This window comes from Mycolicibacterium sphagni (assembly GCF_002250655.1).
GTDB lineage: Bacteria > Actinomycetota > Actinomycetes > Mycobacteriales > Mycobacteriaceae > Mycobacterium > Mycobacterium sphagni.
This window is the reverse complement of sequence record NZ_NOZR01000020.1, coordinates 43362-53556: the sequence shown is the minus strand read 5'-3', so window position 1 is coordinate 53556 and position 10195 is coordinate 43362. Positions and strand designations below refer to the sequence as shown.

The 10195-nt window shown below is 65.6% G+C and carries 9 protein-coding genes; 7 read left to right on the top strand and 2 right to left on the bottom strand.

Annotation, left to right across the window (positions count from 1 at the left end):
• Positions 1–12 precede the first annotated feature (12 nt).
• Together CG716_RS21115 and CG716_RS21110 are read right to left on the bottom strand one after the other, a co-directional pair.
• Positions 13–1212: a cytochrome P450 gene (locus CG716_RS21115; RefSeq protein WP_094483142.1), complete on the bottom strand. Its 1200-nt coding sequence runs from the start codon at positions 1210–1212 to the stop codon at positions 13–15.
• Between the two features lie 47 nt (positions 1213–1259).
• Entirely contained in the window at positions 1260–2480 is a 1221-nt protein-coding gene (locus CG716_RS21110) for a CaiB/BaiF CoA transferase family protein (RefSeq protein WP_094483068.1), read from the bottom strand.
• A 121-nt stretch (positions 2481–2601) separates the two neighbouring features.
• On the opposite strand from CG716_RS21110, the gene CG716_RS21105 reads away from it, so the two are divergent.
• Genes CG716_RS21105 through CG716_RS21075 form a run of 7 tightly spaced genes read left to right on the top strand, consistent with a single transcriptional unit; the run spans position 2602 to position 9993 of the window.
• Positions 2602–3033 carry a Zn-ribbon domain-containing OB-fold protein gene (locus CG716_RS21105; protein WP_094483067.1) on the top strand — a complete coding sequence of 144 codons (432 nt, stop codon included), beginning with the start codon at positions 2602–2604 and terminating at the stop codon, positions 3031–3033.
• Positions 3030–4166 carry a thiolase family protein gene (locus tag CG716_RS21100; RefSeq protein WP_094483066.1) on the top strand — a complete coding sequence of 379 codons (1137 nt, stop codon included), beginning with the start codon at positions 3030–3032 and terminating at the stop codon, positions 4164–4166. Before CG716_RS21105 ends, CG716_RS21100 begins: the two co-directional genes overlap by 4 nt.
• 12 nt (positions 4167–4178) lie before the next feature.
• Entirely contained in the window at positions 4179–5687 is a 1509-nt protein-coding gene (locus tag CG716_RS21095) for an aldehyde dehydrogenase family protein (RefSeq protein WP_094483065.1), read from the top strand.
• 52 nt (positions 5688–5739) lie between these two features.
• Positions 5740–6600 (top strand): mycofactocin-coupled SDR family oxidoreductase, encoded by an 861-nt coding sequence (locus tag CG716_RS21090; RefSeq protein WP_094483064.1) that lies wholly within the window; start codon positions 5740–5742, stop codon positions 6598–6600.
• 46 nt (positions 6601–6646) lie between these two features.
• On the top strand, positions 6647–7489 hold the full coding sequence (locus tag CG716_RS21085) for an LLM class F420-dependent oxidoreductase (protein WP_094483063.1): 843 nt from the start codon (positions 6647–6649) through the stop codon (positions 7487–7489).
• 28 nt (positions 7490–7517) lie between these two features.
• Positions 7518–8624, top strand: a complete 1107-nt coding sequence (locus CG716_RS21080; protein ID WP_094483062.1) for a Zn-dependent alcohol dehydrogenase — start codon at positions 7518–7520, stop codon at positions 8622–8624.
• Between the two features lies 1 nt (position 8625).
• On the top strand, positions 8626–9993 hold the full coding sequence (locus tag CG716_RS21075) for a lipocalin-like domain-containing protein (protein ID WP_094483061.1): 1368 nt from the start codon (positions 8626–8628) through the stop codon (positions 9991–9993).
• The last annotated feature ends 202 nt before the right edge of the window (positions 9994–10195 follow it).

Below are 10195 nucleotides of genomic sequence, written 5' to 3'. Positions count from 1 at the left end.
GGCGGGCAGCGTCTAGCGCAGCACCCGCACCGGCGCGTGGTGCCAGCCGACCACGTTGGTCATCGCCACTCGCGTCAGACGATCGCGGTCAACTTCGAAGCGCGGCATGAAATCCAGCAGCTTGTCCAGCGCGATCACGCATTCCATGCGGGCCAGCGCGGCGCCCAGGCAACTGTGTATGCCATAGCCCAGTCCTAGGTTCTGCGCTTCGGTACGGCCGCGGGTGATGTCAAAACTGTCGGCGTTGGCGAACGCGCGCTCGTCGCGATTGGCCGAGCCCAGGCACAGCAACACCGGATTGTTCGCCGGAATGATGTTGTCGTGCAAGGCGATATCACGGGTGCTGTACCGCACGAGATACTGCGCGGGCGCCTCCCAGCGCAGGAGCTCCTCGACTGCGTTGGGGATCAGGCTGCGGTCGTTGCGCATCATCTCCCATTGGTCGGGATGATCGGCGAACGTCACGATGGCATTGCCCACCAGCTTGGTGACTGTCTCGGCGCCCGCACCGCCGAGCAAGGAGGCGAAGCCGGTGATCTCGATATCGTCGAGTTTGGTCATCTCGCCGTCGCGGTCGAGTTCGACGTTGATCAGGTCGGTGATCATGTCGTCCTGCGGGTTGGCGCGATGTTCCTGAATGACCTCGTAATACATCATGCCGGTCTCGATTCCGGCAGCGATACCCTCTTCGGGCATCTCCACTTTCCCGTATTCCCTGGCAAGTTGCTTATCGAGCAACAACCGAACCTTTTGTCGCAGCTCGACGGGGACTCCCAGCATCTCGGTGATGACCTCGACGGGAAACAACGCCGAAAAGTCCTGCACCACATCGAAATTCTCCGGATCGACGGCGCCGAGGAACCGGTCGATCTGGGTGACGACGGTCTGGCGCTGCCGTTCGATGGCCCGCGGGGTGAACACCTTGTTGACCAGGCTGCGCATCCGCCGATGGTCCGGCGGGTCCATCATGATCATCAGCGGCGGAACCGGGTCATTGGACCGCACCATCTGCAGGTCGATGCCACGGGCCGAGGAGTAGGTGACGTGATCCTTCATGGCCGCCGACACGTCGGCGTGGCGGGTCAGCGCATAGAAGTCGTACTTCTCGCTGTAGTACACCGGCGCTTCGTCGCGCATCCGCCGGTAGGTGTCGTAGGGCGAGTTGAAGAAGTCATCCGAAAACGGGTCAAAGACCACTGTCGATGTTGTCATCATGTCCTCCTACTGCGCTGCGCTTTTCGACGTTGAGATTACGGTGGTCATAGGATCGCCCCGGCCTCTTTGGCCTTCTCGATGTCGTCCCAGTCGATGCCGAGCTCCATCAGAATCTCCTCGGTGTGCTGGCCGTGTTCGGGCGAACGGGCCGGCGGTGGCGGAGTCTCGTTGAATTGCACGGGTGCGGCGACTGTGCGGTATTCGGTGCCACGATCATCGACGTTGGTGATGACGTACCCGTTGGGTTCGACCTGAGGGTCGTTGAGGGCTTCCCGCGAGGTGGCGTAGCTCGCCCACACCCCGGGTTCGTCGGCGAGAGCCTTCTGCCAGTGCTGCAGGTCTTCCTCGGCGAATCGCTTGTTGAGGATGTCGATGCCCTCGGCGCAGTTGGCGAGGAGGTTGGCCGACGGGACGAACCGCTCATCGGTGGCGAGCTCGGGCAGTCCGATGCGATGGCAGAAGCCGGCCCAGAACTTGTCGGGTTGCAGGAACACCAATTGCAGCCAGCGCGCGTCGCGGGTTTTGTACCGGTTGACCACCGGGTTGAAGGCAATCCCCGGCGGTGCGCTGGGGATACCGTCGGCATCGAAGAGGTCGGCGACCGCGATCGACGGCGCGCCCGCCCACATCGCTTGTGCCAGAAGGGAAGAATCCACTATCGAGCCCTCCCCGGTGCGCTCCCGGTGAAACAGCGCCGCGCACACACCGCCGGCCAGGGTCGCCCCGGCCTGCAAGTCACCGAAGGCCGGCCCCTGACTGGCGGGGTATTCGGCGCCGAAGGGTGTGAGCGTGTAAGCGACACCGCCGCGGGCCAGGTAGGTCGCCCCGTCGAAACCGCCTTGATCGCTGTCCGGCCCGCGAACACCCAGGCCAGAGCCACGGGCGATGATGATGTGGGGATTGAAGGCACGGATGTCGTCGACGGTGAGCCGGGCTCGTGCCAGCGCTCCCGGCAGCCAGTTGGTGAGCAAGACGTCGGCGGTGCCCAGGAGTGTGCCGAACAGTTCACGACCCAACTCGGACTTGAGATCCAGGGCCAGGCTGCGCTTTCCGCGATTGCCCAGTTCCATCATGAAATCGACGTCGGCCCTGGCAGCGTCGCGGGTGAAGCCACCGACGACCAGCGCCCGGCTCGGATCGCCGAATTCGACGCTCTCCACCTTGATCACGTCGGCGCCCCAGTCGGCCAACGCGGCACCGGCGGATGGCACATAGGTCCACGACGCCATCTCCACAACTCGAATCCCGGCGAGCACCCCTGGCATAGACATCCCTTCTCCGGTGAGCGTTGACACAACGTTACCGTAAGACATACGGTTGCAATCCACAACGGTGGTGGTCGCTGAATCATGCGGCTCCGCAGGTGGAACGAGCTAAGGACGGGGCATGGAACTGAACGTCAAACCCGTTCCGATTCCCGACCCGGTGAGTGCCTTCTACTGGGAGAACGCCAAGAACGGCAGGCTCACCGTGCAGGGTTTCGAGGGCCTCGACATCCGCCAGCATCCGCCGGGGCCGACCCCCGAGATTCCCGGCGGCGGACCCGCGGGGGCCGTCCCGATCGCGGTCGAGGTCAGCGGTCGCGGCACGCTGTATTCGTTCACGGTGCTTCGCCAGCCGTTCCACCCGGGATTCCTGGACGCGGTCCCGTTGCTGATCGGGCTGACCGAGCTCGACGACGCCCCCGGCGTCCGGATCATGACCAACATCGTCGAGGCCGATCCGGACGAACTGGTCATCGGCATGCCGATGGAGGTGGTGTTCGAACCGCGCGCCGACATGGCGATACCGCAGTTTCGACCGGTGCGGACACCGTGACGCACGACAGGGCCGCTATCGTCGGCATCGGCTATTCGAGTGTGCACCGGTCCAAGGGGGTTGACGGGCGGGGCCTCGCCGTCGACGCCGCCCGGGCCGCGATCGCCGATGCGGGTCTGCGGATCTGCGATGTCGACGGGATCTTCGAGTACGCCGGAAACGAACAGTCCTACGACATCGCCAAGATGCTGGGCGTCGAAAACCTGGCCGTCTTCGGTGATTTCGGCCCGTGGGGCCCCTCGGCGATGAGTTCGGTGGCCGGGGCCCACATGGCGGTCCAATCCGGCGCCTGCGAAGTCGCGCTGGTGGTGCGTTCAGTCACCAGAGAGTGGGGCCAGCAGTCCGCGGAGAAGATGCTGCCGCCACCGTCCGGCATGTGGCAGTGGGATCTGCCCTACGGCATTGCCGGCGGGATGATCCCGGTGATGGCGATGAAGATGCGCCGCAGATTCCACACTCTCGGCGGCACACCGGAAGACTACGGTCATATCGCGGTCAACGCGCGGCGCTGGTCGAGCCTCAACGAACGCGCCGTTCTTCGGGACCTGATCACCATGGACGACTACCTGAACTCGCGGATGGTCTCGGATCCGGTGCACCTCTTCGATTGTGACTATCCGGTCACCGGTGCGTGTGCTGTCGTCATCACCTCCGCCCAGCGGGCTCTCGATACATCCAAGGCACCGGTGTGGATCGACGCGATCGCGATGGGCACCGGGTGGAAACCGGACTGGACCTACACCGACGACTTTCTCTTCGGCGGAACCCAACGCTGTGCCGAGACCATGTGGAAGCGCTCGTCGGTGACAGCCGCCGATGTCGACGTCGCGCAGCTCTACGACGGATTCACCCACATCACCGTGTCGTGGCTCGAGGCGATGGGGTTCTGCGGCATAGGGGAATTCGGCGATTGGGTCGACGGGGGCTCAGCGATCGGGCCCGGCGGCGTGCTGCCGCTGAACACTCAGGGGGGTCAGCTGGCCGAGGGCCGGCTGCACGGTTTGAGCTTCCTGGCCGAGGGGGTGGCTCAGCTGCGCGGCGAGTGCGGCACCCGCCAGGTCCCCGACGCCCAGGTAGCCGTCGTCGCCAATGCCCATGGACCACACTGCGCCTCACTGGTGCTGACCACATAACCAGGAGCAGCAATGACAACGACGTCCACCGAATCCACCGCGTTGAACCAGCGTGCCGCCGGGCGCGCGGAAACGCGGATGTACATCGACGGCGAACTCCGTGATGCCCGCTCCGGCAAGCAGTTCGACAACACCAGCCCCGCCACCGGCGAGCTGCTGGGCACCACCAGCGCGGCGGGTCCCGAGGACATGGTGGCAGCCATCGCCGCGGCGCGGCGCGCGTTTGACGAGACCGAGTGGAGCACCAACCACGGCCTGCGCAAACGGTGTCTGGTGCAACTGCAGGAGGCGCTAGAGAGCGAGTCCGAGGAGCTGCGCGAGGAAATCGTCGCCGAAGTCGGCGCTCCGCTGATGACGACGATGATGGCGCAGGTCGATTGGCCACTGGCCGACGCACTGCGGTTTCCCACCGAGCTCATCGACTCATTCGCGTGGTCGCGCGAGCTGGGTGTCGGCAAGGCCGGCGATGGCCAGCGCCGCGTGGTCAAGGAGCCCGTCGGTGTGGTGGCGGCGATCGCCCCGTGGAACTACCCGTTCGAGATCGTGTCCAACAAGTTGGGTCAGGCGCTGGCGACCGGGAATACCGTTGTGCTCAAACCGGATCCGAACACGCCGTGGACCTCGACGCGGCTGGGCCGGCTGATCGCCGAGCACACCGACATCCCGGCCGGGGTGGTCAACGTGGTCCCGACACCGGACAACGAGGTGGCCGAACTGTTGGTCAGCGATCCGCGGGTCGACCTGGTGTCCTTCACCGGTTCGACTCAAGTGGGGCGCCGGATCGCCGGCAGGGCTGCCGAAACACTGAAGCGGGTGTTCCTGGAATTGGGTGGCAAGTCCGCACTCGTCCTGCTCGACGACGCCGACCTGGACGCGGCCATCCCCTCGACCCTGCAGGTGTGCTTCCACGCCGGTCAGGGCTGCGCGATCAACTCGCGCCTGCTGGTGCCGGCGCACCGCTACGACGAGGTGGTCGCCCGGGTGGCCGAGCTGTTCGAGATGATCAGGCCCGGCGACCCGGCGCGCGGCGATACACTGCTCGGTCCGGTGATCAATACCCGCCAGCGCGATCGCATCCTCGGATTCGTCGACCGCGCCAAAGCTGCTGGCGCTCAAGTGCTCACGGGCGGAGCGGCTCCGACCGATCTGCACCCTGAGCTCGCCGGCGGCAGCTACGTCCTGCCGACGTTGGTCGCCGGGACAGACAACTCCGCGGAAATCGCCCGGCAAGAGGTGTTCGGCCCGGTGATGGTGGTGCTCCCCTACTCCGACGACGCCGAGGCACTGGCCGTGGCCAACGACAGCGACTACGGGCTGTCGGGGTCGGTCTTCACCTCCTCGCCGGACCGGGGCATGGAGTTCGCCAATCGGATCCGGGCCGGATCGTTCAGCGTCAACGGCGGGCTGTTCTACGGGGCCGACGCTCCGTACGGCGGCTACAAGGCCAGCGGCATCGGAAGGCAGAACGGCATCGAGGGCTTCGAACAGTATCTCGAGACCAAGACCATCGGCTACCTGTGAGCCATCGAAAGCACAGTAAATAAACAGCATTCACCGACATTAGGAGAACCCCATGGGACGAGTTGAGGGCAAGGTCGCCATCATCAGCGGCGCAGCACGCGGCCAGGGCCGATCGCACGCGCGGTTGTTGGCCGCCGAAGGCGCCGACATCATCGCGATCGACATCTGCGCCGACATCGAGACCAACGACTACCCGCTGGCGCGGCCTGAAGACCTCGACGAGACGGCTCGCCTGGTCGAAAAAGAAGGCCGCAGCGCGTATGCCGCCATCGTCGACGTCCGCGACCGCAATGCAGTGGCCCAGGCAGTGGACGCCGGGGTGGCCGAATTCGGCAAGCTCGACATCGTCGTCGCCAACGCCGGTATCGCCCCGCTGACCAAAGGTGGCCCCCGCCAAGCCTTCGTCGACGCCGTCGACGTCGACCTGGTCGGCGTGCTGAACCTGGTGCACGCCAGCCTCAAACACCTCACGGCGGGTGCATCGATCATTGCGACGGGATCACTGGCCGCGTCGCTGGCCTCGCAGAACACCAGCGGGATGGACGCCGGACCCGGCGGCGCCGGCTACGGGTTCGCCAAACAGGTGGTGGCGCACTACGTCAACAACCTTGCGCTGCAGCTGGCCCCGGAATTCATCCGGGTCAACGCCGTGCACCCGACCAACGTCAATACCGCTATGCTGCACAGCGCGCCGATGTACGCCGCGTTCCGGCCCGACCTGGAGAACCCGACCCGCGAGGACGCCGAGCTGACGTTCCCGTTCCTCAACGCCATGCCGGTGCCCTACGTCGAGCCCGAGGACATCAGCGAAGCGGTGCTGTATCTGGCTTCCGATGCGGCGCGCTACGTCACCGGCCAGCAGCTGCGCATCGACGCCGGAGGGACCATCAAAGCGGTTGCCTGGTCGGGCTAGCCTCCCCATCACGAGCGCACCTCTCGAGCGACAGGACACCACAGCAGTGAAGTTCGGCATCACCCTGGCCAGAGCGAACCCGGGGATCTGGAGCACCCTGACCCAGCGTGCGGACGAACTGGGCTTTGAATCCGTCTGGATCCCAGAGCATCTGGTACTGCCGGCGAACATCAGCGGCAGCCCGCACCATGGGGCCGAACATCCGCCGATACCGCCGCAGACGCCGGTCTTCGACGCGCTGAACTACCTGTCGTTCCTGGCCGCCCAGACCAGCTCCATTCGGTTGGGCACTCACGTCTACAACATCGGGTTGCGCCACCCGTTCGTCAGCGCCCGCGCCGCGGCCACCCTCGACGTGTTGTCGGCGGGCAGGCTGGAATTCGGGATCGGGGCAAGCTGGCTGCGTGAGGAATGGGACGCGGTGGGATGGGACTTCGACACCCGCGGCGCCCGCGTCGACGAGGCACTGGAGATCTGCCGGGCATTGTGGACCGAGCCGAAGGTGGCGCTGCAGGGCCGGTTCTTCAGCTTCGACGAGGTTATGTTCGAACCCAAGCCGGTGCAGCCCGGCGGTCCGCCGATCCACGTCGGGGGCGACGGCAAGGCGGCTCTGCGGCGCCTGGCCCGCTACGGCGACGGCTGGATACCGATGAATCACACCCTCGACATGCTGCCGGCATCGTTGCGCACGCTGGATGAGCTGTGGATCGAACACGGCCGGCTGGGTCGCCCCCAGGTCACCATGAGCTACACGGTGACCAGCCGCGACGACGTCGAACGGCTCGCCGATGCCGGCGTCGACCGGGCGATCGTCGACCCATGGCAGCGCACCAGCGGGGCACTTGACGGAATTGCCCGGTTCGCCGACGAAATCATGAGCAAGATGTGAGGGCACCGATCCGACTGAGGGGGCGGCAATGAGTGAACACGGCGCGATTCTGCGCGCGATTTCCGAACCCCTTCGACTCGAAGAGATCCACCTCGCCCCGCTGGCAGCCGGCCAGGTCCGGGTGCGCATCGCCGCAAGCGGTGTCTGCCATTCCGACCTGTCTCAGGCCACCGGCGTGCTGCCTGCCGGTACACCGTGCGTGCTGGGCCATGAGGGTGCCGGAATCATCGAGGATGTCGGGTCGGAGGTGACCCACGTCAAGCCCGGCGACCACGTCGCAATCGCCTGGATCGCGTCGTGTGGCCGGTGCTGGTATTGCTATCGCGGCGAACTCCACCTGTGCCGCAATGCGATCCGCGATGTCTATTCAATGCCGTACGCCACCGACACCGAGGGAACGCCGTTGTTCACGTCGATGGGAGTGTCGAGTTTCGCGACAGCCACCAACTGTCTGGCGCGGGCGGTCGTCAAGATCGACGACGACGTTCCGTTTGATATCGCCGCACTGGTGGGCTGCGGCGTGGCCACCGGCGCGGGGGCCGCACTCAATACCGCTCCGGTCGAACACGGCAGCGCGGTGGCGGTGATCGGCCTTGGCGGAGTGGGCCTTGCGGCTTTGATGGGCGCACGGGTACGGGGCGCAGCCGAGCTCATCGCGGTCGACCCGGTGGCGTCCCGCCGCGAGATCGCCATCGAGCTCGGCGCCACGCACGTGATCGATCCGAGCACCGAAGATGTTGTCCAACAAATCAAGGCGATCACCGGACGCCGCGGTGCCGACTACGTGTTCGAGGCCGTCGGGCGCGCCCCGACGATCGAGACATCCTTCCTCGCCACCCGGCCTGGCGGCGTCACCTGCGTGGTGGGTGCCGCCTCGCCGACCGAAAAGATCTCCCTCTCGGCAAATGACCTGTACATCCAGGGCAAGACCGTGGTCGGCTGCCAGTACGGGTCGATGGTGCCGGGGCGCGATTTCCCGATGCTGCTGAATCTGTGGCGCTCGGGCGCACTGCCGTTGGACAAGCTCATCACCCGGCGTATCGGGCTCGGCGAGGTCAACTCTGCGTTCGACGACCTGATGAGCGGCAGCGGGATTCGATCAGTGATCGTCAACGACGAAGTGAAGGCGAACTGAGATGAGCGATTCGTGGCGGAGCTACCCCTACGAGTTGGTGCCCGGCGAGCCACTGCTGCAATTCCCGGCCGCCGAAGGCACCCATCCCGAATTCCAGTCCGACACCTGGTATCTCGCCGGACATCTGACCGGAACCGATTCGGACCGCCGCTTCGCATTCATCACGATCTTCAACCGCAACCGGCCAGCCGGGGACGTGGTCGCTGACTTCTACACGTTCGCGCTGTTCGATACCGACCACGGCGTATACGGCACCTACACCGACTACGACATGCCGCCGAAGAACATGGTGGCGGGCGCGGTTCCCAAGTTGACCAGCGCGCAGGGCCATCTCGATCTGCGTTACGACAGCACCGCCGGCACCGTCACCTGGTCGGCCAACCGCGACGGTGACGGCGAATTGGTGCCCTATACCTACGATTACAACGCGGTCGGCACCGACAGGGACGGTGCGCCCATGCAGCTCACCCTCCATCTCAGCCCGACGCAGGGTCCCGTGCCGGTCGGTGGCTCGGTGCACAACGGCCGGATCGACGCGTGTCTACAACCAGACACCTACTCCTACTTCCAAACCGGGCTGACCATGACCGGCACCTTGCGGTGGGGCGATATCGAGGAACGGGTACACAGCGATTCGGCCCACATCGACCGACAGTGGTTCCCCCGCTATGCCGGCGGTGGCGGTACCGGCGGGGACCCGCGTGGGCAGGCTCATGAATGGCACACCATCGCCCTGGACAACGGTGTCGATCTCAGCGTGTGGCGTCAGTACGACCGGCGCGGCGCGAATGTGTTGGTGCCCTTCACCGGTATAACCGCGACGTACGAGGATGGGACAGAACCGGACTGCGTCGACGACCTCGACGTCACCACCACCAGCTACGTGCGCTGGCCCGACGAGGTACGCAGTCTGATGAAGCCGATCGCCAAAGCGCGGTATATGCCCGAACGCCACGTCGTCCGCTCCAAGAGCCTCGACCTGGAACTCTTCGGCGAACCGCTGGTGCGGGCACCCGGGCACGCCCTGCCCATTGAATACCTGGAGGGCCCTTACGCCTACATCGGCACCATGGCAGGTGAACCGGTCACCGGCGTCGCGTTGTATGAAGCCTCCAACGCCATGTATCGCGACTGGGAACTCATCGACGTCCTCGACACTCAAATCGCCCACCACCAAGCCGAATCCACGACACTTAGTGATGGCGTGACGACGGCCCGCACGCTGATCGCCGACGGGGACACCGCCGCGACGGTGGCACATCTGGAAACGCTGCGACCGCAATTGGCCGCACTGGACGCGCCCGCGTCGACCGAACTGCTCGAGCTGCTCGACGGCCTCATCGAGGCTGTCCGCAACGAGATTCGCTAGCCGAGAGGTCTCGCAGCGCATGCCGACGCTCCCGCGGTCCCAGCTGGCACGCCTCTGTTCATCCGTTCACCCCACCACGAGAACCCCTGGGCAGGGTGACGTGCACGCGATGATCGCCATTGTCGATGACGTCGCCGATGCGGTCCGAGATGCCGGCGGATGGATGTGTGACCGCGTCTGGGCTGGGTGGGATGTCACCGCA

Bases quoted from the DNA above. Each gene is read 5' to 3' on its own strand.
- CG716_RS21110 (WP_094483068.1), bottom strand. From the start codon at position 2,480: ATGCCAGGGGTGCTCGCCGGGATTCGAGTTGTGGAGATGGCGTCGTGG.
- CG716_RS21080 (WP_094483062.1), top strand. From the start codon at position 7,518: ATGAGTGAACACGGCGCGATTCTGCGCGCGATTTCCGAACCCCTTCGA.
- CG716_RS21105 (WP_094483067.1), top strand. From the start codon at position 2,602: ATGGAACTGAACGTCAAACCCGTTCCGATTCCCGACCCGGTGAGTGCC.
- CG716_RS21075 (WP_094483061.1), top strand. From the start codon at position 8,626: ATGAGCGATTCGTGGCGGAGCTACCCCTACGAGTTGGTGCCCGGCGAG.
- CG716_RS21115 (WP_094483142.1), bottom strand. From the start codon at position 1,212: ATGACAACATCGACAGTGGTCTTTGACCCGTTTTCGGATGACTTCTTC.
- CG716_RS21095 (WP_094483065.1), top strand. From the start codon at position 4,179: ATGACAACGACGTCCACCGAATCCACCGCGTTGAACCAGCGTGCCGCC.
- CG716_RS21090 (WP_094483064.1), top strand. From the start codon at position 5,740: ATGGGACGAGTTGAGGGCAAGGTCGCCATCATCAGCGGCGCAGCACGC.